Annotated in this window: 19 protein-coding genes and 1 riboswitch; of the genes, 1 reads left to right on the top strand and 18 read right to left on the bottom strand. The window is 30.5% G+C overall.

Annotation, left to right across the window (positions count from 1 at the left end; genetic code table 11):
* Nucleotides 1-28 precede the first annotated feature (28 nt).
* Complete coding sequence (locus Q5O29_RS06100; protein WP_022212088.1) at nucleotides 29-829, bottom strand: M15 family metallopeptidase; 801 nt, start codon at nucleotides 827-829, stop codon at nucleotides 29-31.
* 281 nt (nucleotides 830-1,110) lie between these two features.
* A complete protein-coding gene (locus Q5O29_RS06095) occupies nucleotides 1,111-1,947 on the bottom strand; it encodes an undecaprenyl-diphosphate phosphatase (RefSeq protein ID WP_022212087.1) in 837 nt (278 codons plus the stop codon).
* Between the two features lie 340 nt (nucleotides 1,948-2,287).
* Between Q5O29_RS06095 and Q5O29_RS06090 the strand changes: the two genes are divergently transcribed.
* Nucleotides 2,288-2,902, top strand: coding sequence for an ECF transporter S component (locus tag Q5O29_RS06090; protein ID WP_022212086.1), 615 nt, complete (start codon nucleotides 2,288-2,290; stop codon nucleotides 2,900-2,902).
* A 123-nt stretch (nucleotides 2,903-3,025) separates the two neighbouring features.
* On the opposite strand, the gene guaA is transcribed toward Q5O29_RS06090, so the two are convergent.
* The 16 genes from guaA to Q5O29_RS06010 all read right to left on the bottom strand — a co-directional run bounded on the left by guaA (nucleotide 3,026) and on the right by Q5O29_RS06010 (nucleotide 23,682).
* Nucleotides 3,026-4,567: a glutamine-hydrolyzing GMP synthase gene (gene guaA, locus Q5O29_RS06085; RefSeq protein ID WP_022212085.1), complete on the bottom strand. Its 1,542-nt coding sequence runs from the start codon at nucleotides 4,565-4,567 to the stop codon at nucleotides 3,026-3,028.
* 29 nt (nucleotides 4,568-4,596) lie between these two features.
* A complete protein-coding gene (gene guaB, locus Q5O29_RS06080; protein WP_022212084.1) occupies nucleotides 4,597-6,051 on the bottom strand; it encodes an IMP dehydrogenase in 1,455 nt (484 codons plus the stop codon).
* A 132-nt stretch (nucleotides 6,052-6,183) separates the two neighbouring features.
* Nucleotides 6,184-6,281, bottom strand: a riboswitch (purine riboswitch).
* 184 nt (nucleotides 6,282-6,465) lie between these two features.
* Complete coding sequence (locus tag Q5O29_RS06075) at nucleotides 6,466-7,221, bottom strand: A24 family peptidase (RefSeq protein ID WP_022212083.1); 756 nt, start codon at nucleotides 7,219-7,221, stop codon at nucleotides 6,466-6,468.
* Nucleotides 7,222-7,364: 143 nt separating this feature from the next.
* Entirely contained in the window at nucleotides 7,365-8,987 is a 1,623-nt protein-coding gene (groL, locus tag Q5O29_RS06070) for a chaperonin GroEL (RefSeq protein ID WP_022212082.1), read from the bottom strand.
* Nucleotides 8,988-9,004: 17 nt separating this feature from the next.
* Entirely contained in the window at nucleotides 9,005-9,289 is a 285-nt protein-coding gene (gene groES, locus Q5O29_RS06065) for a co-chaperone GroES (protein WP_022212081.1), read from the bottom strand.
* Nucleotides 9,290-9,558: 269 nt separating this feature from the next.
* Nucleotides 9,559-11,064: a 4Fe-4S dicluster domain-containing protein gene (locus tag Q5O29_RS06060; protein WP_022212080.1), complete on the bottom strand. Its 1,506-nt coding sequence runs from the start codon at nucleotides 11,062-11,064 to the stop codon at nucleotides 9,559-9,561.
* Between the two features lie 144 nt (nucleotides 11,065-11,208).
* The gene (locus Q5O29_RS06055) at nucleotides 11,209-12,129 is read right to left on the bottom strand and encodes a DNA-3-methyladenine glycosylase (RefSeq protein WP_022212079.1); all 921 of its coding nucleotides are present in this window, start codon (nucleotides 12,127-12,129) and stop codon (nucleotides 11,209-11,211) included.
* A gap of 274 nt (nucleotides 12,130-12,403) precedes the next feature.
* The gene (locus Q5O29_RS06050; RefSeq protein ID WP_022212078.1) at nucleotides 12,404-13,249 is read right to left on the bottom strand and encodes a 3-hydroxybutyryl-CoA dehydrogenase; all 846 of its coding nucleotides are present in this window, start codon (nucleotides 13,247-13,249) and stop codon (nucleotides 12,404-12,406) included.
* An 82-nt stretch (nucleotides 13,250-13,331) separates the two neighbouring features.
* A complete protein-coding gene (locus Q5O29_RS06045; protein WP_022212077.1) occupies nucleotides 13,332-14,336 on the bottom strand; it encodes an electron transfer flavoprotein subunit alpha/FixB family protein in 1,005 nt (334 codons plus the stop codon).
* Nucleotides 14,337-14,361: 25 nt separating this feature from the next.
* On the bottom strand, nucleotides 14,362-15,141 hold the full coding sequence (locus tag Q5O29_RS06040; protein ID WP_022212076.1) for an electron transfer flavoprotein subunit beta/FixA family protein: 780 nt from the start codon (nucleotides 15,139-15,141) through the stop codon (nucleotides 14,362-14,364).
* A gap of 19 nt (nucleotides 15,142-15,160) precedes the next feature.
* Complete coding sequence (locus tag Q5O29_RS06035; protein WP_022212075.1) at nucleotides 15,161-16,300, bottom strand: acyl-CoA dehydrogenase; 1,140 nt, start codon at nucleotides 16,298-16,300, stop codon at nucleotides 15,161-15,163.
* Nucleotides 16,301-16,361: 61 nt separating this feature from the next.
* Nucleotides 16,362-17,144, bottom strand: a complete 783-nt coding sequence (locus Q5O29_RS06030; RefSeq protein WP_022212074.1) for a short-chain-enoyl-CoA hydratase — start codon at nucleotides 17,142-17,144, stop codon at nucleotides 16,362-16,364.
* Between the two features lie 211 nt (nucleotides 17,145-17,355).
* Nucleotides 17,356-17,982 (bottom strand): redox-sensing transcriptional repressor Rex, encoded by a 627-nt coding sequence (locus Q5O29_RS06025; RefSeq protein WP_022212073.1) that lies wholly within the window; start codon nucleotides 17,980-17,982, stop codon nucleotides 17,356-17,358.
* Nucleotides 17,983-18,397: 415 nt separating this feature from the next.
* Entirely contained in the window at nucleotides 18,398-20,491 is a 2,094-nt protein-coding gene (locus tag Q5O29_RS06020) for a heavy metal translocating P-type ATPase (protein ID WP_022212072.1), read from the bottom strand.
* Between the two features lie 14 nt (nucleotides 20,492-20,505).
* The gene (locus Q5O29_RS06015) at nucleotides 20,506-20,871 is read right to left on the bottom strand and encodes a metalloregulator ArsR/SmtB family transcription factor (protein ID WP_022166629.1); all 366 of its coding nucleotides are present in this window, start codon (nucleotides 20,869-20,871) and stop codon (nucleotides 20,506-20,508) included.
* 192 nt (nucleotides 20,872-21,063) lie between these two features.
* Complete coding sequence (locus tag Q5O29_RS06010; protein ID WP_022212071.1) at nucleotides 21,064-23,682, bottom strand: calcium-translocating P-type ATPase, PMCA-type; 2,619 nt, start codon at nucleotides 23,680-23,682, stop codon at nucleotides 21,064-21,066.
* Between the last annotated feature and the right edge of the window lie 7 nt (nucleotides 23,683-23,689).

Below are 23,689 nucleotides of genomic sequence, written 5' to 3'. Positions count from 1 at the left end.
AATTTTTAACAATAAAATCTTTATATCTTTAACTTAGCTCTTGAATTTTTGCATCTAATTCTTCTATATATTGCTCAAAAGTTAAATTCCTATCCATAATTTCTTTTGCCACTTCACTATTTCCTATATATCTATAATGCCATGGCTCATATAAAAAACCTGTTATATTCTCTTTTCCTTTCATATATCTAAGGATAAAGCCATATTTATAACAATTTTCCTTAAGCCATGCATAAGCTTCTGTAGAATCAAAATTATCATCCATATCTTGATAATCTTCACTTAATATATCTAAAGCTAATCCTGTCTGATGTTCACTTTGCCCTGGTTTTGCTGTATACCTATCTGCTTCTTCTTGTCCTTCATTTACAACTCTTGAATTATAAAGGCTCTCTTGTACCTCATAAGATCTATATCCTGAAGCTCCAAGTAAAGTTATGCCATCTTCCTTTGCTGCTTCAAACATTGCTTTTGCAGCTTCAGCTGTTGATTTTGCTAAATATCTTGTTTCAATATAACTTACAAAGTCTATTTCACTTAAGACAAGTTCATCTGGTACATAATCTGAACTTAAAGTATTATTTCTATTTACTAACATCATTAAGGAATTATTTTTTATGTTCAGTAATTTTTCTAATTCTTCATTATTATCTGATGCTTTTTCAGTCTCTCCTTCAGTTACTATATTGCTTTCATCTTCTAAGTGTATGTTATTATCTACCTCTGAAGTAAATATTTTATCTCTGCCTAATATAAGTGCTCCTGATATTACTATAACAATCAATAATGCAAATATAACTCCATCTTTTTTTTTCTTTTTAAAGTCCATTTTTTTCCCCTTTTCCAACTTATCCTATTTGATTTTATCATAACTTTTTAAATATAAAAAATTCTTTAAACTTATTTCACATATTTATTTTATACTAATTTGTAATTTTTCTTCAATCTATTTTTAAATAATGTCTATATATATCATAAAATATTCCTTAAATTTTATAAAAATATAGAAAAGGAACTATCGCTAACAGATTTTTTATCCGCTATTGTGACAGTTCCTTTTTATTAACTAATATCGAAAGTTATTTCCATATATACACTTTTAAATATATATTAAAAAATAAATGTCTTTCCTAAAAAATATAATATAACTATTATTCCTAAGATTATTCTATACCATCCAAAAACAGTAAAATCATGCTTTTTAACATAATCTGTTAGGAATTTAATTGATATCATAGATACTATAAAAGCTACGATCATACCAATTAATAATACTGATATTTCAGTTCCTGTAAATGTAAGTCCAAATTTTAATATTTTTAGTAAACTTGCCCCAAACATTACTGGTATCGCTAAGAAAAAAGTAAATTCTGTAGCTAACCCTCTTGAAACTCCAAATATTATTGCACCAACTATAGTTGCACCTGAACGAGATGTTCCTGGAAAAATTGCTGCAATAAGTTGAAATAATCCAATAATAACTGCATCCTTATATGTAATATCAGAAAGCTTTGTTTTCATAAACACTCTTCCTTTATTTTTCTTTTCAACTATAATAAATGCAATACCAACAATAATTAATGCTAATGCAACAGTTTGATAATTATAAAATAGTTCGTCAATCTTATCATCAAATAATATTCCTACTATTGCTGCTGGAATACATGCAACTACAATTTTAAACCACATTTGAAAAGTATCTTTTTTTACTAAGAATTTTTCACTTGTTGAAAATGGAAACAACTTTTTCCAATAAAGTACTACAACAGCCATTACAGCTCCTAATTGAATTACTACAAAGAACATTTCTTTAAATGCAGGTGACACATTAAGTTTGATAAATTCATCAACTAAAATCATATGTCCTGTACTACTTACTGGTAGCCATTCTGTAATTCCTTCAACAATACCTAGTATTATTGCCTTAAAAATTAATATAATGTCCATAGTTAACTCCTTATTTCTTTTTTTATTGATTTAACTTTAATATTTTATCATAAAAAACATTACATAAGTTATATTATTTATTACATTTATCTTAATTCCTGTAAAACTTATCTTTTATTTCACAAAAAAAATTATCATAATCATCTTACATCTTTTTTCAGATTATAGCATTTAGAGTCTAGTCCAAGTCAACAACAAATGATTTTTTGTTTCTTTATAGCTTTAAAATCCTCGTACTTCTTGAAAAAAATTAATGATAATTGTAGAATAAAAACTGATTTACAAAAAATATGCGCTATACTCCACTTTATAGGAGACAGCAGCAGGAGGTAATTTAAATATGAAAACATTAAATTTTGACGTGCGTCGTATGTGCCAATTGGCCTTATTGATTGCACTAGAACTACTTATGGGCTATACTCCACTTGGTTATCTGCAATTAGGATTTATTGCAGCCTCTCTTCTTTCCATTCCAGTAGCAGTAGGAGCTATTGTTTTAGGACCAATTGAAGGACTAATACTTAGTTTAGTCTTTGGTCTTATAAGTTTTGCTAAAGGATTTTCCAGCACTGGCTTGATGACACAAGCTATGTTCTCAGCCAGTATTATTGGTAGCTTTATTGTTACTGTAGGTGGACGTATTTTAATGGGATTATCCACTGGAGCTATTGTCTTAGGTCTAAAAAAACTTCTACCAAAACATGATAATTTTCGTTGTTTAATTGGTAGCATATCAGCTCCTTTGCTAAACACATTTTTTTACATGAGCTTATTAATGCTAATTTTTTATAATACTGACTATATACAAGGATTAAGTCAAGCTACTGGTTTAACTAATCCATTTTTATTAATATTATCTATGGTTGGTGTACAAGCTTTGATAGAAACTGCTATTTGTTCTGTAATTTCTTTTACTGTAAGTAAAACACTATTACTTTATTTTAAAAAAAATTAAGCAATTTCTTTTAAAGAATAAAATCAACCTTTATAAAAAAGCAGTTTTGATATTTCAGTGAACTGCCTCTAAAGGAAAAGCTGTAAAACCCTTGTAAACAAAGGCTTTACAGCTCAGTTTCAACTATTCAAATTCTATAGTAGCTGGTGGTTTTCCTGTGCAATCATAGAATACACGGTTAACTCCATTAACTTCATTTACTATTCTAGTTGTTACTTTTCCAAGTACTTCCCATGGAAGATCAGCAGATTCTGCTGTCATGAAATCACTTGTAGTTACTGCTCTAAGTGCAACTGCATAATCATAAGTTCTTTCATCACCCATAACTCCTACAGATCTCATATTAGTTAACGCTGCAAAGTATTGCCCGATTTCTTTATCTAAACCAGCCTTAGCAATTTCTTCTCTATAAATTGCATCAGCTTCTTGAACTATCTTTACCTTTTCAGCTGTTACTTCACCAATTATTCTTATACCTAATCCTGGTCCTGGGAATGGTTGTCTATATACTAATTTTTCAGGTATACCAAGTTCTAATCCTGCTTTTCTTACTTCATCCTTAAATAATAATCTTAAAGGTTCAATTATTTCTTTAAAATCAACATAATCAGGAAGCCCCCCAACATTATGATGAGATTTTATCACTGCTGAATCACCAAGACCACTTTCAATTATATCTGGATAAATTGTTCCTTGAACTAAGAAATCTACCATACCTATTTTCTTAGCTTCTTCTTCAAATACTCTAATGAACTCTTCACCAATAATTTTTCTCTTTCTTTCTGGATCTTCTACTCCAGCAAGAGCTTCATAGAATCTATCTTGTGCATTTACTCTAATAAAGTTTAAATCATAGTGTCCTTCTGGCCCAAAGATAGCTTCTACTTCATCACCTTCATCTTTACGAAGTAAACCATGATCAACAAACACACATGTTAATTGCTTACCAATTGCTTTTGATAAAAGAACTGCTGCTACTGATGAATCAACACCACCTGATAATGCACATAGTGCTTTACCATTACCAATTCTTTCACGAATTTCTTCAATTGATTTTTCAACAAAAGAATCCATTGTCCAATCTCCAGCACAATTACAAATATTGTACACAAAGTTTGATAACATCTTAGTTCCTTCTTTAGTATGCATAACTTCAGGATGGAATTGAACTGCATATAAGTTCTTTTCTACACATTCCATAGCTGCCACAGGACATACTGGAGTACTTCCTACTATATTAAAATCTTCTGGAGCTTTTTCTATATAATCTGTATGGCTCATCCAACATATAGTCTTGTCTTGTACACCTTCAAATATTTTTGATTTTGCATCCACACTAACTTCTGTTTTACCATATTCACTAACTGGAGCAGTTGCTACACTTCCTCCTAATAAATAAGCCATTAGTTGTGATCCATAGCATATTCCTAGCACTGGTATTCCAATATTAAATATTTCTTTATCACATAGCGGTGAGTTTTCACCGTATACACTATTAGGTCCACCAGTAAATATTATTCCCTTTGGATTCATTTCTCTTATTTTTTCTATACTTAAATTATACGGATGAACCTCACAATATACATTACATTCTCTGACTCTTCTTGCTATTAACTGATTATACTGACCACCAAAGTCAAGCACTAGTATTAATTCTTTCTTCATTGAAATCCTCCTAATGTCCTTTTATAGTATTACTCTCTAACGCTATAGTTTGGAGCTTCTTTTGTTATATTGATATCATGTGGATGGCTTTCTCTTATACCTGAAGCAGTTTGAACCACAAATTTAGCATTTTCATATAAATTATCTAATGTTGGTGCTCCTAAATATCCCATACCTGATTTTATTCCACCTAATAATTGGAATATAGTATCTGATACTGGTCCCTTATAAGCAACTCTCCCTTCAACGCCTTCTGGTACAAATTTCTTTGTTCCATTTTGGAAATATCTATCACTAGATCCTTTTTCCATAGCTGCTAAAGATCCCATACCTCTATATACTTTGTATGTTCTTCCTTGATATATTTCAGTTTCTCCTGGAGATTCCTCACATCCAGCTAGCATTGAACCCATCATACAAACCTGTGCCCCTGCTGCTAAAGCCTTAACTATATCTCCTGAATACTTTAATCCACCATCAGCAATAACCGGAACACCATATTTTCTTCCTTCTTCTACACAATCCATAACTGCTGTTAATTGTGGAACACCTACACCAGCAACTATTCTTGTTGTACAAATTGATCCTGGTCCTATACCAACTTTAACACAATCAGCTCCTGCTTCAACTAAGTCTCTTACTGCTTCCGCTGTAGCAATATTACCTGCTATTATTTGAAGTTCTGGATAAACACTCTTTATTTTTCTTACACCTTCAATAACACCTTTACTATGTCCATGCGCTGTATCAAGTGTAATAACATCTACTTTTGCTTTTACTAAGGCTTCAACTCTTTCCATCATATCGTTAGTAATTCCTACTGAAGCTCCACATAAAAGTCTTCCTTTACTATCTTTTGCTGCATTAGGATATGCCTTTGCCTTTTCAATATCTTTTATAGTAATTAATCCTTTTAAATTGTTATCATCATCTATTAAAGGAAGTTTTTCTATTTTATGCTTCTTTAAGATTTCTAAAGCTTCTTCTAAAGTAGTTCCTTCCTTTGCTGTTATTAATGGGCTCTTTGTCATTACTTCATCAAGTGTCTTATCATAGTTTGTTTCAAAAACTATATCTCTATTAGTTATTATTCCAACTAATTTAGTTCCTCTTGTTACAGGAACTCCTGAAATTCTATATTTAGCCATTAATTCTAATGCTTGTCTTACTGTGTTATCTTCATTTAAGAATATTGGATCAGTAATTACGCCATTTTCCTGTCTCTTAACTCTATCTACTTCTATAGCTTGTTCTTCTATAGTCATGTTCTTATGGATTATACCAATTCCGCCTTCTCTTGCCATAGCTATAGCCATTTTAGATTCAGTAACAGTATCCATACTTGCACTCATTAATGGTATATTTAATGATATTTTCTTTGTTAATTTAGTTTTTAAACTAACTTCATTAGGTAAAATTTCTGATTTGTTTGGTACTAATAACACATCATCAAATGTGTAAGCAGTTTTAATAATTTGAGCCATTGTTATTCCCTCCAAATATATAAAAATATGTAATAATTGCTAATATAATCTATTTAATTGTAAAAAAAAGCATATTAACCTTTAAGTAAGGTTAATACGCCTAATAATCTTAAACTTATTCTATAAGATATAAAGACATTTAATCTTACTTATAGTCGGAAATTAATGGTTTCCGGTAGAAACGCCCTGCCATATTCAGGGTATATATAAGTTTTCATAATGTTTGTTGCCTTGCGATTTTTTTTTTAATTATAGAGTATTTACTTTATATTGTCAACATTAAAACAACTCTAGCAAATCTATTTTTCTCCACTTTTGACATATCATAATTTACCCTATTATAATTACCACCATTGATGATACCTATAATCTAATGTTGCTAATAAAAGCTTCCCTCATTATATAATAAAAATGCTATATTTTCATCAATGATATATACCAGTTAATTATTTCTGTACTATATAATAATGAAATAATTGCTCCTATAGCTAAGTATGGACCAAATGCTATTTCTGCTTTTCTTTCCTTAAACTTTAATATCAAGAATATGCTAGCTATAATTCCTCCTAGAATAAATGCTATAAACAAAGCAAGCATAAGCCCTTTAATACCTAAAAATAATCCTATAATTAAAGCAATCTCAATATCACCTTCTCCCATACCTCCAGTAAAAAATACTATTGCTCCAATAACTATTACTCCTAAAGCTCCAGCTAATAAATTTTCCCAGGGTATTTGCCATGAAATTAATAAATCTATTATCTCTATAAAGATAAAGGCTCCTATCCCAAAGATGGTAGTGGATTTATATATGTAGTGTGTTTTTAAATCAATACCTGCAATAACTATTAAAAGAGAACTTAATAAAAACCCTTTTAATGAATCAATTGAATTTCCATAATTACAGTATATAAGAACATATAATAATGAATTGAGCATTTCAATAAGAGAATATTTAATAGATATCCTCTCTCCACATCCTCTGCATCTCCCCTTTAAAAATAAATAACTTAAAAGAGGAATTAAGTCATAGCTCTGCAATTTATAGCTACAAGTGGTGCAATGAGATGGTGGAAATATAATGGATTCTTCTCGTGGAATTCTATAAATACATACATTTAAAAAACTACCTATACATAATCCAATAATTGCAATGAATATAATCTCCAAATATATAACACTTCCTTTATATTTATAATAATTATTAAAATTATTAACATTTTAGTAATAATTTATAATGTATTAAAAATAAAAACTTTAATGAAAATATAAAAAAACACCAAACAATTTTACTTGCTTGGTGTTTTTTTATATTAATACATTCCATCCATTCCCATTCCTGGAGCTGGTGCTGGAGCTTCCTTTTGTGGAATATCTACTACAGCAGCTTCTGTTGTTAAGAATGTAGATGCTACTGATGCTGCATTTTGAAGTGCTGATCTTGTAACCTTTGTTGGATCAACAATTCCTGCTTGAAGCATATTTACATATTTATCATTTAATGCATCATATCCAATTCCTGCTTCACTGTATTTAACTTTTTCAATGATTACTGAACCTTCAAGTCCTGCATTTATAGCAATTTGTCTCATTGGCTCTTCTAGAGCTTTAACAATTATATTTATACCTACTTGTGTATCATCAACTTCTGAAGTTAATTCTGCTACTTTATTAATTGCATTTACATAAGCAGTTCCACCACCTGGAACAATTCCTTCTTCCACAGCTGCTTTTGTAGCTGCTAAAGCATCTTCGATTCTTAGCTTTCTTTCTTTTAATTCAGTTTCTGTAGCAGCTCCAACTTTGATTACTGCAACTCCACCTGAAAGTTTTGCTAATCTTTCTTGAAGCTTTTCTTTGTCAAATTCAGAAGATGTTTCTTCGATTTGCGTCTTTATTTGATTTATTCTTTCTTTAATAAGTGATTTTTCACCTTTTCCATTTACTATTGTAGTATTTTCCTTAGTAACTTTTACACTTTCAGCTTGACCAAGCATATCTAAAGTTACTTCCTTTAAATCTCTTCCTAATTCTTCTGATATAACTTCTCCACCTGTTAAAACTGCTATATCTTGTAGCATTTCTTTTCTTCTATCACCGAATCCAGGAGCCTTAACAGCAACACAGTTAAATGTTCCCCTTAACTTATTAACTACTAATGTAGCCATTGCTTCACCTTCAACATCTTCTGCAATGATTAAAAGTTTTCTACCATTTTGAACTATTTGTTCAAGTATTGGTAAAATTTCTTGTATGTTAGTAATCTTCTTATCAGTTATTAAAATTAATGGGTTATCAAGTAATGCTTCCATCTTTTCAGTATCAGTTGCCATATAAGGACTTACATATCCTCTATCAAATTGCATACCTTCTACTACATCTAATTCTGTTCCCATAGATTTAGATTCTTCTACAGTGATAACTCCTTCATTTCCTACTTTCTCCATAGCATCAGAAATAAGAGTTCCTATTTCTTCATCAGCTGCTGATATGGCTGCAACTCTTGCAATATCTTCCTTACCAGCTACTGGCTTTGATATATTCTTTATTTCTTCAACTGCCACATCCACAGCTTTTCTTATACCACTTCTTATAAGTATTGGATTTGCACCAGCTGTAACATTCTTAAGTCCTTCTCTTATTATAGCTTGTGCTAAAAGAGTAGCAGTAGTAGTACCGTCTCCAGCAACATCATTAGTCTTTGTTGCCACTTCCTTAACTAATTGTGCACCCATATTTTCATATGGATCTTCTAATTCTATTTCTCTTGCTATAGATACACCATCATTTGTGATTAATGGTGAACCAAACTTCTTATCTAATATAACATTTCTTCCTTTAGGTCCTAATGTAACCTTTACTGTATTAGCTAGCTTATCAACACCAGATTGCATAGCTCTTCTTGCTTCTTCTCCAAATTCAATCATTTTAGCCATAATAATTATCCTCCTTTTTATTCAACAATTGCTAATATATCATCTTGTCTTAATATTATATATTCTTCTCCAGCAACTTTTACATCTGTTCCTGCATATTTTGAATATAAAATCTTATCTCCAACTTTTACGTCCATTTCTACCCTTTTGCCATCTACAACAGCTCCTGGACCTACAGCCATAACTTTAGCTTCTTGTGGCTGTTCTTTAGCTGTACCTGTTAGAACTATACCACTCTTTGTAGTTGATTCAGCCTCTAGTTTCTTTATAACAACTCTATCTCCTAATGGTCTAATATTCATTTAAAAATACCTCCTATCACTTTTGTTAGCACTCACCATCTCAGAGTGCTACTATCTATATTTTTATAATATATCCTTTTTCCTTACTTTTCAAATATTACTTTTTTTATTATTGCCTTTTAATGGTTAAATATAACTTAATATTTAAATTTATATTTTATTTACTCTATGTTTCTTATCATTCCTTCATTTTTTAAAATTTTATATCTTTTACATTTAAAGTAAATCTTTTGATGTATATTTCTATCATAAGATTTATATTTTCTAAATCACTTATTTACTATAACTTTTCTCTCAAGATTAATGTCTTTAAATTTTTCTAACTTTTCATTTTTTATTACTGCTTTTATAGGAGATCCATTATTTATCTTAACAAAGGCTGCCTTAGCTTTAGCAGGTGTAACTATTGTTCCAGCTCCATTTATACATCCACCTTCACACATCATACCTTCTATAAAATTACCTGAAAGTCTACCTGCTTTGGCCATGGTCATTGTCTTCTTACATTCTAAACCTGAAACTTTTACTGGCTTGAAGTCAATGGTTGCTCCACTATCTTTAACGTAATTTTCTATAGCTGCTGTTAATCCTCCTGACATACCAAAGTTTCTACCAAATACAGAACCATCAGTAACATCATCTTCCTCACATTCATATGGATTAACTACAAAGGCAGCATATAATGCTAAAAGTTCTTCAAAAGTAAGTACATAATCAACAGCACCTTCAACACCATTTCTAATAGCTTCTGCTTTTTTAGCTGTACATGGTCCTATAAATACTATTTTTGCTTCTGGATCTTGTGCCTTTACATATTTAGCTGTTGCTACCATCGGTGATACAGTACCTGAAATCTTTCCTACTTCAGTAGATACTGTCTTTTCAATAAAGCTTAAAAATCCAGGACAGCACGAATTAGTCATATATTTATCACCATTTTCCATTCTTTCAATAAACTCATTGCTTTCATGAACAGTTACTGCATCAGCTCCTAAAGCAGCTTCTATCATATCCACAAAACCAAGCTTTTTAATGGAATTTCTAATCTTACCATAATTCATTGCTGCTCCAAATTGTCCTGTAATTGCTGGTGCTACTATGGCATACATTCTTCTTCCTCTACCTAACCTCTTAGCCACTGGTACTATCAAACTCTTATCAGAAATAGCACCAAAAGGACATGCTGTCATACATGCTCCACAATTTACACATTTTTCTTCTTTTATCATTGCTCTTCTATCTTCAGGATTAATATCCAAAGCTCCAGTAGGACAAGATCTCTTACATGGTCTCATAACTTCCGATATAGCATCATATGAACATGCTTTTTTACACATTCCACATTCTCTACATAGCTCTTGATTAATATATGCCTTTCCATTAACAATGCTTATTGCACCAAAATTACATGCTTCTTTGCATCTATGAGCAATACAATTTCTACATGAATCTGTTACATTATACTTATTAATTGGACATCTATCGCAGGCTGCTTCAATAACATACATTATTTGTTCATCTGGCCTTATATCAACAAGCTTATACTCAACCTTATCTCCATCAGCTAAACATCCTGATGCAAGCTTTGCTCTTTCTAAAACTATAGCTCTTTCTTTATATACACAACATCTATATGTGGGCTTATTCCCTTTAATAACTTCATATGGAATCTTTTCAATATTATTTAAAGTTACACTATCTTCTTTAGCAAGTTTTGCTACCGCTGTTAGAACCTCATGCTTAAGTTTTTTAAGTTGAGTTTCAAATTGAAACATATCTTTTCCCCCTATCAAATCCTTCTCAATACTCCACATAATATTATACTACATTTTGTTAATTTATTATATATTTTCATAATTATGTAATTTAAAACTATAAAAAATAGTCAATACACTAAATATATTGACTATTTTTACCAATTATACATTAATACTATTTTCTCTTGCATAATAGAATAAATATTGTTGCGCTAAACCTGAAAGTTCACCAAATTTCTCTCTACCAAATACTCTTATCTTATTTAATGAAACATCTGGTGCAACATAGAAATGAATCATTGCTCTCTTAATCCATACATCTACTGGGAAAGCAGACTTTTTCCCCATAGAGAAAAGCATGATGCAATCTGCCACCTTAGCACCTACTCCTTTAAAAGCTTGTAATGCAATATGACATTCATCTGTTGGAAGTGACATTATATACTCTAAATCATACATCTTTAATTCATCAGTTAACTTTCCTGATTTCTTTGCTTCTAAAGCCCTATTTATATTATAAATTGTATCAATTATGTATTTACTTCTGAAAGATGCTCCTGTTTCTTGTATATCTTCAAGGGTTGCTTTCTTTAATTGTTCTGGTGTTGGAAAAGCATGATACACTTCACCTTTATACTCTATCTTATCACCAAACTTTTCTGAAATTTTCTTAATAGTCTTCATTATTGAAGGAATACTGTTTCTTGCTGAAATAATAAAACTGATTACCATTTCAAAAGGATCTTGGTTTAATAATCTTATTCCATAACCAAATTCTATAGCTTGTTTTAATAAGTCATCCTTACTTAACTCTTCTTTTAATGGTCCATACTCTGTATTTAAATCAAAATAATTTTCCCATATATTTTTGAAGTCATCCATATTAGTATTGTGAATTATTACCTGATCATCTTCTTGAGTAATCTCTATTACTCTCCTATTAGACACAACTATATAATCAGTATCAGTAACTCTCTGCCATCTAAAGCACTGTCCACATTCCAATATTTGTTTAATGTTAAAATTCTTAACACCTTTTATTATCACTGAATCATTTGACTCTATTATTTCTCTATAATCCATAAAACACCTCATCCTTTGCTCTATTATTTATATTTTATCTTTAACTAATATCTTGATTATTACTCAACAACTTTTATAAGCTATAAATAATACAATTATCTATTAACAATAATTATTTCTTATATTATAACGTAAAAAAATAAAAGTATCAAAAATAGAGATATAAAAAATGCTGCTAATTGATAATTAAGTAGAAAACTCATAGAGTTTCTTTAAAATATAAAAAGGAATTTCCCCTTAAGGAAACCCCTCATTAATTTTTAATTCTTAATTATTATTGATAATTAAAGAATCCTCTTCCGCTCTTTCTTCCAAGCCAACCAGCTCTAACATATTTTCTTAATATATTACTTGCTCTATATTTTGTATCTCCTGTTTCTTTATATAATACATCCATAATAGCTAAGCATACATCAAGACCAACTAAATCTCCTAGTGCTAAAGGCCCCATTGGGTGATTTGCACCATATTTCATAGCTGTGTCTATATCTTCTGCTGAAGCAATTCCTTCTTGAAGGATAAATGATGCTTCATTAATCATTGGAATAAGTATTCTATTAACAACAAATCCTGGAGCTTCTGCAACTTCAACTGGATTCTTTCCTATAGCTTCTGATAATTCCTTTACAGTATTAAAAGTTTCATCTGATGTAGCTATTCCTCTAATAACTTCAACAAGTTTCATTACTGGAGCTGGATTGAAGAAGTGCATTCCAATAACTTTATCAGGTCTCTTAGTAGCTGAAGCCACTTCAGTTATTGATAAAGAAGATGTATTGGAAGCTAATATTGTGCTTTCCTTACAAATACCATCTAATTCTGCAAATATAGATTTTTTAATTTCCATATTTTCTATTGCTGCTTCTACAACTAAATCACAATCTGCTGCTAAGTTCATATCAGTTGTTCCTGATATTCTTGAAAGAACTACTTCCTTTGTAGCTTCATCCATTTTTCCTTTAGCAACTAATTTACTTAAGTTTTTATTAATTCCAGATAATCCTCTTTCAACAAATTCATCTTTTATATCTCTTACAATAACTTCATAACCTTTTTGAGCAAAAGCTTGAACTATTCCGGCTCCCATAGTTCCAGCACCTAAAACAAAAATCTTTTCCATTCAATTCCCCTCCATAACTTTTAATGAATAATGAAAAATTATTGATAAAATTCTAAACTAGTTTTTTCTTCATTTTTAATTTTTACGCTTCTTGAATTTCTTTTAATTGAGTAATCATTTCTGGTATTACTTTATTTAAATCTCCAACTATTCCATAGTCAGCAACATTCATAATTGGAGCTGTTTCATCTTTATTAATTGCTATAATCATATCTGAATCTTGCATACCAGCAACATGTTGAATAGCTCCTGAAATACCACAAGCTACATATATTATAGGTTTAACAGTTTTTCCTGTTTGTCCAACTTGATATGCTGCATCTATCCATCCTTTTTCAACAGCTGCTCTAGATCCAGCCACAACACCACCTAAAATATCAGCTAACTGTTTTAATAATCCAAAATTTTCTTCAGAACCTACTCCTCTTCCCCCTGAAACTATTACCTTAGCTTCACCGATATCAATTATTTCTTTATTAGCTTTAACTATTTCTAAAACTTGAGTTCTTATATCTGAAGGTTCTATTTGAACTTTAACATTTTTCACAACGAATTCAGTATTCTTTTCAGTAGATTTAGCAAAAACCCCTGGTCTTACAGTAGCCATTTGAGGTCTATGATCTGGGCATGCAATTGTAGCCATTAAGTTACCACCAAAAGCTGGTCTAGTAGCTAATAAAGCACCATTACTAACTTCTACTGCTAATGAAGTACAGTCAGCAGTTAACCCTGTTGATAATCTTGCAGCTACTCTTGGCCCTAAATCTCTTCCAATAAATGTAGCCCCAATAAATATAATTCCTGGCTTTCTTTCATTTGCCAAATCACAAATTACTTTTGTATAGCCATCAGTTGTATAATGTTCTAATTCTGGACTTTCAGCCACAAGTACTTCGTCAGCACCATGTTCTCCTAAAGTAGATGCTAATCCTTCTACATTATTTCCTAATAATATTGCTGTAAGCTTAACTCCTAATTCATTTGCAAGTCTCTTTCCCTCTCCTAATAACTCTAAAGAAACTTTTTGTAATTTACCTTCTCTTTGTTCAGCAAAAACCCAAATACCTTTATAATCTGCTATATTCATTTTTCAATTCCTCCCTTAAGCAATCCTAGATATAATGCTTTTCCTTTAATTTACCTAAAACATATGAAACTGCTTCTGGTGCACTTTCCTTTACCACTTCTCCAGCACCTTTAGCTTCTTTAGTCATAGATTTCTTAACTTTAGTTGGAGATCCCTTTAATCCTATTTGTGATGCATCAATATCAAGATCATTTGCTGTAAATACAGTTATTTCTTTATCCTTAGTGGCAAATATCCTTCCAACATTCATATATCTAGGATGGTTTAATTCAGCTATAGCAGTTAAAAGTACTGGAGTTTTAACCTTAATTATTTCATATCCATCTTCTAATGCTCTATTAACTAATAATCCATCACTTTCTACTTTAACATCTTGTACATATGTTACTTGAGGTATTTCTAAATGTTCAGCAATTTCAGGACCAACTTGTGCTGTATCACCATCAATAGCTTGTCTACCTCCAAATATAACATCATAATCTAAATTTCTTATGGCTGATGCTATTGTTCTTGATGTAGCTAATGTATCAGCTCCACCAAAAGCTCTATCTGTAATTAATATTGCCTCATCTGCACCCATACATAAAGCTTCTCTTAAAGCATCCTTTGCTTGAAGAGGTCCCATACTTATTACTGTAATTTTTCCTCCATGACTTTCTTTTAAGCATAGTGCAGCTTCTAAGGCATGCTTATCTTCTGGATTTATTATTGAAGGAACACCTTCTCTAATTAATGTTCCTGTTTTTTGATCTATTTTAACAACAGTTGTATCTGGAACTTGTTTTAAACAAACTACTATATTCATTATTTTAAGCCTCCCTTAATTACTTTAATAAGCTTCCTGAAATAACCATCTTTTGAACTTCAGAAGTTCCTTCATAAATTTCAGTAATCTTAGCATCTCTCATCATTCTTTCCATTGGATATTCCTTAGTATATCCATATCCACCAAATAATTGAACAGCCTTAGTTGTAACATCCATAGCTACCTCTGCTGCATATAATTTTGCTCTAGCAGCATCTACTGAATATGGTTGTTTATTTTCTTTTAACCATGCAGCTTTATATACTAAGAATCTAGCAGCTTCAATTTTTGTGCTCATTTCAGCAACCATCCATTGTAATCCTTGAAATGCTGATATAGGTCTACCAAATTGTTTTCTTTCCTTCATATATTTAATAGCTTCCTCTAAAGCACCTTCTGCAATTCCTAATGCTTGAGCAGCTATACCAATTCTTCCTCCATCAAGAGTTTTCATTGCTATACCAAAACCTTTTCCTTCTCTACCAATTAAATTTTCCTTTGGAACTACACAGTTTTCAAATATAAGCTCTGTAGTAGAAGATGCTCTTATACCAAGCTTGTCTTCTTTCTTTCCTATTGAGAATCCTAGGAAGCCTTTTTCAACAATAAATGCTGATATTCCCTTAGTACCCTTTGATTTATCAGTCATTGCAAATACGATAAATGTATCAGCTACGCCCCCATTAGTGATAAATATCTTAGAACCATTTAATATATAGTTATCTCCATCTAATACTGCTGTAGTTTGTTGTCCTGCTGCATCTGTACCTGCTCCTGGTTCAGTAAGTCCAAATGCACCAATCTTATTTCCTGTACATAAGTCTCTTAAATATTTTTCTTTTTGTTCAGGAGTACCATTTTCATTTATTAATGAAGCACAAAGTGATGTATGTGCTGAAAGAATAACTCCTGTAGTAGCACAAACTTTTGATAGCTCTTCCACTGCTAGGATATAAGATAATACATCACCACCAGCTCCACCAAATTCAGTAGGGAAAGGAATTCCCATCATTCCTAACTCTCCCATTTTCTTAACGTTTTCCATTGGAAATCTTTCTGTTACATCTATTTCAGCAGCTATTGGTTTAACTTCATTAACTGCAAAATCTCTAACCATTTGCCTAACTAATTCTTGCTCCTTAGTCAATGTAAAATTCATACTTTTACCTCCCATAAATTGCCCTTATACATACTTAAACACATTTATTTAAAACAAATTATTATTTATTTTGGAAATTCTTTTCTCTTCTTTCTAGAAATGCACTCATTCCTTCTTTTTGATCTAAAGAATCAAAGCAGCTTCCGAAATCCCCTGCCTCTATTTCTATAGCCTTATCTATATCCACTTGCATACCTCTATTTATAGCATCCTTACATGTTTTAACAGCTATTGGTGCATTGGAACATATAGCTTTAGCCATAGTTCTTGCTTCATCCATTAATTTATCTAAAGGCACAACTTTATTTACTAATCCTATTGCTAATGCTTCATCAGCTTTTACCATTACACACGTATAGATTAATTCCTTTGCCTTTCCTTCACCAACAAGTCTTGGAAGTCTTTGAGTTCCACCAAACCCAGGAGTTATACCAAGTCCTGCCTCAGGTTGCGCAAACTTAGCTTTTTCAGATGCAATTCTTATATCACATGCCATTGCAAGTTCACATCCTCCTCCTAAAGCAAATCCTGAAATTGCTGCTATGACAGGTTTATCTAAATTTTCAAGTCTTCTAAATACTTTATTACCTAGTAACCCAAACTCCTTTCCACCTTTTGAATCAAGATCTTTCATTTCTGAAATGTCAGCACCAGCAACAAAGGATTTTTCTCCTGAACCAGTTAAAATTACACAGTAAATCTCTTTATCATTTTCTAAATCTTCTATCACTACATTTAACTCTTTTAAAGTTTCAGAGTTTAAAGCATTTAAAGCTTTAGGTCTGTTTATTGTTACAATAGCAATATTACCCTCTTTTTCTAAAAGAACATTATTAAATTCCATAGTTGCCTCCCTATACATCAATCCCACATACTATTTGTTAATTATATAACAAATATCAACAAAAAAATTTATACCTTTTATAAAGTGAATCTTAATTTAATTCTTAATTACACTCTAATTATAATAACTTTTTTTTACATTTGCAACTTTATTTTCCATTCACTAACATAAAAAAAAGAACAATATTACTATTGATCTTTTCTATGATTTCTTATTTATTCATCTGATAAACTAAAGTTAATAAACTTTCAGATAAATGAACATTTTCTACCTTAACAGTTTCTGGTACATGAAGATCTATTGGTGCAAAGTTCCATATGCCTTTAACTCCACCATTTACCAAAACATCACATACTCTTTGTGCATTTATTCTAGGAACACAAAGAATTCCCATATCTATATTATTTTCTTCTAGATATTCTTTAAGTTCATCTATATCTTTTATTTCAACATCTCTTATTCTCATACCTACTAGTTTTGGATTTGCATCAAAAATTGCTGTTATTCCAAGACCTATATCTGTAAATCTACTATAATTTGCTATTGCCTGCCCTATATTTCCTGCTCCAATAAGTACTGCATTATATTCTTTTCCTACACCAAGAATAGTTCCTATTTGATTATGCAACTCTTTTACATTATATCCATAACCTTGTTGACCAAAATCTCCGAAGTTATTTAAATCCTGTCTTATTTGAGAAGCAGTAAAACCTATTTTTTCACCTAATTCTTTTGAAGATATCCTATCAACATCATTTTTGACAAGTTCTCCTAAATATCTATAGTATTTTGGCATTCTTTTTATTACTGCCATAGAAACATTTTTCTTCTTTTCCATAGTATATTCTCTCACTTTCCTATATTTTACCTAACATCATGATAATTTAATTATCCTAAAAATATATTTTCTATTACCCTGTATCTCCCATAACTTTAAATACTTTGATAATATAATAACATACTTTTTTTTCTAAATCTATATTCCCTCATACATTTTCAAAATTTAACCAACAATTAACTCAACTATTTCTATAAGCTTATTTTAAGCATTTTTTAAATATATATTATAAAAATAAAGACTTATGTATAACGTAGCAGATCCGTTATACATAAGTCTCCCTAGCTAAATATAAAGCCAAATGCCTAAACAAACGGCTCTATATAAAGATACAAAATAATTTTGTATGCATCCCTATGCCTAAAATGTTCTCGACTTTCTTTATTATAGTTAAGTTGATGATTTTTGTCAATATTTATCGAAAGCATCTAGTAGAGTTAATTATGGCAATTATGGTTACTCCTACATCTGCAAATACTGCTGTCCACATATTAGCTATGCCAAATGTTCCAAGTACCATAACTAATATCTTTATTCCCAGTGCAAAAACTATATTTTGCCATAATATTTTATTAGTTTTCTTTGACACATTTATTGCATCTACTAAAGCATTTATATCATCTTTCATTAATACTATATCTGCTGCTTCAATAGCTGCATCTGATCCAATCCCTCCCATGGCAATACCTATATCTGCTCTTGCAAGTACAGGTGCATCATTTACTCCATCACCTACAAAAGCAAGTTTACCATTCTTATTAGATCTTTTCATAATTTCTTCTACTTCTTTTACTTTATCTAATGGTAGTAACTCTGAATGAACTTCATCAATATTAATCTTTTCTCCAACCTTGTATGCCGTCTTTTTATTATCACCTGTAAGCATTACTGTCTTTTTAACTCCAGCTTTCTTTAGATTTATTAAAGCTTCAACTGCATTCTCCTTAATCTTATCTGAAATCACTATACTACCTTTAAATTCTCCATTTATAGCACAATATACTACTGTTCCTATTGAATCTACTTCATTATATAAAATGTTAAATTCATTCATTAACTTTGAATTCCCTACAAGCACTTCTTCATTATTTATTACAGCTTTTATTCCACGTCCTGATATTTCTTTATACTCTTTTATAACTTCCTTATCTATTTCTTTACCATATTCTTTTATGATAGAAATAGCTATTGGATGATTAGAAAAACTTTCAGCCATAGCTGCTACTTCAATAAGTTTTTCTTTATCAATGCCATTAGTATTTATTTCTGCAACACTAAATACTCCTTCTGTTAAAGTACCAGTCTTATCGAATACAACAGTTTCTAAATCTTTTAATAGTTCTAAATAGTTACTACCTTTAACTAGTACACCTTTTTTTGAAGCTCCACCTATACCTGCAAAGAAGCCTAAAGGTACTGAAACAACTAAAGCACATGGACAAGAAACAACAAGAAATACCAATGCTCTATAAAGCCAAGTTGAAAATAAAGCATCTTTTATAAATATTGAAGGAATCACAGCAATTAATATTGCTAAAACTACTACTATAGGTGTATAAACTTTGGCAAATTTAGTGATAAACTTTTCTGTATCAGCTTTTTTACTTGCTGCATTCTCTACCATCTCTAATATTCTTGAAACTGTAGATTCACCAAACTTTTTAGTTACTTTTACCTTTAATAAACCACTGGTATTTATTCCGCCTGATAATATTTCATCATTAGGCACTATTTTTCTTGGAACTGATTCTCCTGTAAGTGCAGAAGTATCAATAAAACTTTCCCCTTCAATAACAACACCATCTAAAGGAACTTTTTCTCCTGGTTTAACTAAAATCACATCTTCAACCTTCACTGTTTCAGGTGATACTTTTTTTTCTTTTCCATTTATAATAATATTTGCATAATCAGCTCTTATATCCATAAGTGATGATATAGAACTTCTAGATTTATTAACAGCATACCCTTGAATAGTTTCTCCTATTTCATAAAATAACATTACTGCTACAGCTTCTGGATATTGATTGATAGTAAATGCTCCTATAGTTGCCACAGTCATTAAAAAGTTTTCATCAAATACCTGTCCTTTGGCTATATTCTTAATTGCTGTAAGAACAACTTCTCCACCTATTAATAAATAACTAGCTCCAAATAATATTAATCCTAAGGTTCCTTGGAAATCACCAATTACAGCAATTAAATATAATATTGTACCAATTATAAGGGTTGGTTTTACTTCAAATTTTGCCCTTTGTACATTTGTTTTTCCAGAGACCTTTTTTTCTACTTTAACATGAGGTTCTAATGCTTCAACTATCTTTTTAATTTCATTTATGGCATGCTCTTCCTTAACTTTTCTTTCTAGCTTTACATTTAATGTTGTAGTTGTAAAATTTAAATTACTTTCTTTTACTCCTTCCATCTTGCCAACTTTTTCTTCAATCTTCCTTGCACAATTAGCACAATTTAATCCTTCTAAAGTCAATTGCAATTCTTCTTTGTTTTCCATAACCATCCTCCCCTTTATTCGCTTATATGATTTAATCCTGCATCATATATGTGTTTTATATGCTCATCGTCTAATGAATAATAAACCACTTTTCCTTCTCTTCTAAACTTAACTAATCTAGCTGACTTTAAAACTCTAAGTTGATGAGAAATAGCTGATTGAGTCATATTTAAAAGACAAGATAAATCACATACACACATTTCTGATTCAAATAGTGCACATATTATCTTAATCCTTGTTGTATCTCCAAAAACTTTAAAAAGCTCTGCTAAATCATATAGTGTTTCTTCTGCTGGTAATTGATCTTTAACTCTTACTACAATATCTTCATGAATTATATTTCCATTACAACTTTCAATTTTTCTTTCATTATTTTCCATAACTGCACCTCTTTTTTCATATGAATAATTGTTCATATGTTTATATTTATATATTATGCTTGTTACCTTCTATTGTCAACAATTTTATATATTTTTTAAAAAAATTGTTACTACTAGTATTTCCTTTTAAAATAATGATTAAAAAATTATTATATATTAATAAGGAAGCCCATAAACTTCTGGGCTTCCTTATTACTTATTTTGAACTTTTTTATACAAAACTATTATTTTTAACAATTGTATAATTACTGTAGGCATAATTGCACAAAATATTAATAACAAATACTGATTACCCCTTAATGACACAACATTAAAAACTTGCTTTAAAGGTGGCATAAACAAAACTATACTTAATAAAAGCACTCCTATGCAAAATGCAAATATAGTATATATATTTGTGGTAATTCCTAATTTAAAAATAGATTTATTTCCTCTGCAATTAAATCCATGAAATAATCTTGCAAGACATAATGTTGAAAATGCCATGGTAGATGCCGCTTTAGGATTTAAATGAGGGTTTCCACCATAAAAAGATATTATCGTAAAAATAGATATTATAATACCTTCAAATGCTACTATTTTTAATAATTCTTTATTTAAAATACTTTCACTTCTACCTCTTGGTTTCTCCCTTAATAAATTACCATTACTTTTTTCCATTCCAATAGCTATAGCTGGCATACTATCAGTTAATAAATTTATAAATAATAGGTGTACTGCTGCAAAAGGCATAGGCAAATTAATTATAGCTGAATATAGAACAGCTATTATGGCTGAAAGATTTCCTGATAATAAAAACTTTATAGAATTTTTGATATTGTTATATATATTTCTTCCATTTTCAACTGCCTTAACTATGGTTGAAAAATTATCATCTGTTAGTATTACAGAGGCTGCATCCTTGGATACTTCTGTTCCTGTTATGCCCATTGCCACTCCTATATCTGCTTGCTTTAGTGCAGGAGCATCATTAACTCCATCACCTGTCATTGCTACAATTTCTCCTAGTGCCTGCCAAGCTCTAACAATTCTAATTTTATGTTCCGGAGAAACTCTGGCATAAACAGCTATATTTTTCACTTTATCTTTTAACTGTTCATCATTTAATTTATCAATTTCAAGTCCTTCAATAGCTATATCATCTTTTGACATTATACCAATTTCCTTAGCAATAGCCACTGCTGTAACTTTATTATCACCTGTGATCATAACTGGTTTAATTCCTGCCATTATACATTTATAAACAGCATCTTTACTTTCTAATCTTGGTGGATCTATCATAGAAATAAGCCCTGTAAATACATAATCATTTTCATCTTCCTTTGTTATTTCTTCTCTATCTTGCAATTCTTTATAAGCAAAGGCTAAAATCCTAAGCCCCTGTTCTGATAATTGCTTATTTACAAGTATTATTTTCTTTCTTTCTTCATCACTTAACCTTCTTACACCATCAGAAGTAGTCAAATAATTAACTTTATTAATTAATGCATCTAACGCACCTTTAGTAAATAATACGCTCTTATTATTTACTATATTTACCGTACTCATTAGTTTCCTATCTGAATCAAAAGGTATTTCAGAAATTCGCTGATACTTTTCACGTATAACCAGTTCATCTAAATGAAGTTCTTCACCTAAATTTACTAAAGCAACTTCTGTAGGGTCACCAATTTCTTTACCCTCTACTGTTACTGAATCATTGCAAAGAAGGGCATTATTAATTAAGAATGTATGTGCTAAATTATCTTTTTTAAGCTCTCGTCCTTCAATAAGATTATTATCTATATAAACCTTTTGTACAGTCATCTTATTTTGTGTAAGTGTTCCTGTCTTATCGGAACATATTACTGAAACTGCTCCTAATCCTTCAACTGCTTTTAAATCTTTAATTATGGCATTTTCTTTTGCCATTTTTTCTGTTCCTAAAGCTAATACAATCGTTACTATTGAGCTTAGCGCTTCTGGAATTGCCGCCACAGCCAATGCTACAGCAAACATCAATGCATTTAATATACTTTCATTTCTATATATTTCTAAAACAAATACTATAATACATATGGTAATTATTATTATAGCTAACTTTCCACTAAACTTATCTAATGACTTTTGCAATGGTGTTTCTTTTGCTTTAGTATTTTCCATTAAATTTGCTATCTTTCCTAACTCTGAATCCATACCAGTGGCAGTTACTACAGCTATTGCTCGTCCATAAGTTACTAATGTTCCTCCAAAGACCATATTTTTTCGTTCACTTAATGGTATTTCCCCATCACTAAGTACCTCTACACTTTTTTCAACAGCTAAAGATTCTCCTGTAAGAGAGCTTTCATTTACTTGCAATGAATGATTTTCTATTATTCTACCATCTGCTGCAATAAGATCCCCTGCCTCTAAAAACAAAATATCTCCTGGCACAATATCTTTAGATAATATCTCCTGCTTCACTCCATTTCTTATAACCCTGCATTTTGCTGCTGTAAGTGATTTTAATGCTTCTAATGACTGTTCTGCTTTAAAATATTGCACAGTTCCTAGAATTGCATTTAGAAGTATTACTACAAAAATAACTAAAGTACTTTCAACATTATCGGTAATTATAGATATAATTCCAGCAACTATTAATATGCCTACCAATAAATCCTTAAATTGATTAAGGAATACTTTTAAAATGCCTTTTCTCTTTTTTTCCTTTAATGCATTATCACCAAATATATCCTTTCTATTTCTTACTTCATTATCTGATAAACCCTTTTCCGTAGTTTGAAATTCCCTTAAGATAGTTTTCCTATCCTTACCATATAATTTTTCCATGTAATTC

This window comes from Clostridium sp. CAG:265, assembly GCF_000436575.1.
Taxonomy (GTDB): Bacteria; Bacillota; Clostridia; order Clostridiales; family Clostridiaceae; genus Clostridium; species Clostridium lentum.
Note: the sequence above shows the minus strand (reverse complement) of the source record. Positions and strands in the feature narration are given on the sequence as shown.

What these genes read in the sequence shown, in the direction of transcription:
- Q5O29_RS06100 (WP_022212088.1), bottom strand. Translation starts at nt 829, where the DNA reads ATGGACTTTAAAAAGAAAAAAAAAGATGGAGTTATATTTGCATTATTG.
- Q5O29_RS06095 (WP_022212087.1), bottom strand. Translation starts at nt 1,947, where the DNA reads ATGGACATTATATTAATTTTTAAGGCAATAATACTAGGTATTGTTGAA.
- Q5O29_RS06090 (WP_022212086.1), top strand. Translation starts at nt 2,288, where the DNA reads ATGAAAACATTAAATTTTGACGTGCGTCGTATGTGCCAATTGGCCTTA.
- guaA (WP_022212085.1), bottom strand. Translation starts at nt 4,567, where the DNA reads ATGAAGAAAGAATTAATACTAGTGCTTGACTTTGGTGGTCAGTATAAT.
- guaB (WP_022212084.1), bottom strand. Translation starts at nt 6,051, where the DNA reads ATGGCTCAAATTATTAAAACTGCTTACACATTTGATGATGTGTTATTA.
- groL (WP_022212082.1), bottom strand. Translation starts at nt 8,987, where the DNA reads ATGGCTAAAATGATTGAATTTGGAGAAGAAGCAAGAAGAGCTATGCAA.
- groES (WP_022212081.1), bottom strand. Translation starts at nt 9,289, where the DNA reads ATGAATATTAGACCATTAGGAGATAGAGTTGTTATAAAGAAACTAGAG.
- Q5O29_RS06060 (WP_022212080.1), bottom strand. Translation starts at nt 11,064, where the DNA reads ATGTTTCAATTTGAAACTCAACTTAAAAAACTTAAGCATGAGGTTCTA.
- Q5O29_RS06055 (WP_022212079.1), bottom strand. Translation starts at nt 12,129, where the DNA reads ATGGATTATAGAGAAATAATAGAGTCAAATGATTCAGTGATAATAAAA.
- Q5O29_RS06050 (WP_022212078.1), bottom strand. Translation starts at nt 13,249, where the DNA reads ATGGAAAAGATTTTTGTTTTAGGTGCTGGAACTATGGGAGCCGGAATA.
- Q5O29_RS06045 (WP_022212077.1), bottom strand. Translation starts at nt 14,336, where the DNA reads ATGAATATAGCAGATTATAAAGGTATTTGGGTTTTTGCTGAACAAAGA.
- Q5O29_RS06040 (WP_022212076.1), bottom strand. Translation starts at nt 15,141, where the DNA reads ATGAATATAGTAGTTTGTTTAAAACAAGTTCCAGATACAACTGTTGTT.
- Q5O29_RS06035 (WP_022212075.1), bottom strand. Translation starts at nt 16,300, where the DNA reads ATGAATTTTACATTGACTAAGGAGCAAGAATTAGTTAGGCAAATGGTT.
- Q5O29_RS06030 (WP_022212074.1), bottom strand. Translation starts at nt 17,144, where the DNA reads ATGGAATTTAATAATGTTCTTTTAGAAAAAGAGGGTAATATTGCTATT.
- Q5O29_RS06025 (WP_022212073.1), bottom strand. Translation starts at nt 17,982, where the DNA reads ATGGAAAAGAAGAAAAATGTTTCTATGGCAGTAATAAAAAGAATGCCA.
- Q5O29_RS06020 (WP_022212072.1), bottom strand. Translation starts at nt 20,491, where the DNA reads ATGGAAAACAAAGAAGAATTGCAATTGACTTTAGAAGGATTAAATTGT.
- Q5O29_RS06015 (WP_022166629.1), bottom strand. Translation starts at nt 20,871, where the DNA reads ATGGAAAATAATGAAAGAAAAATTGAAAGTTGTAATGGAAATATAATT.
- Q5O29_RS06010 (WP_022212071.1), bottom strand. Translation starts at nt 23,682, where the DNA reads ATGGAAAAATTATATGGTAAGGATAGGAAAACTATCTTAAGGGAATTT.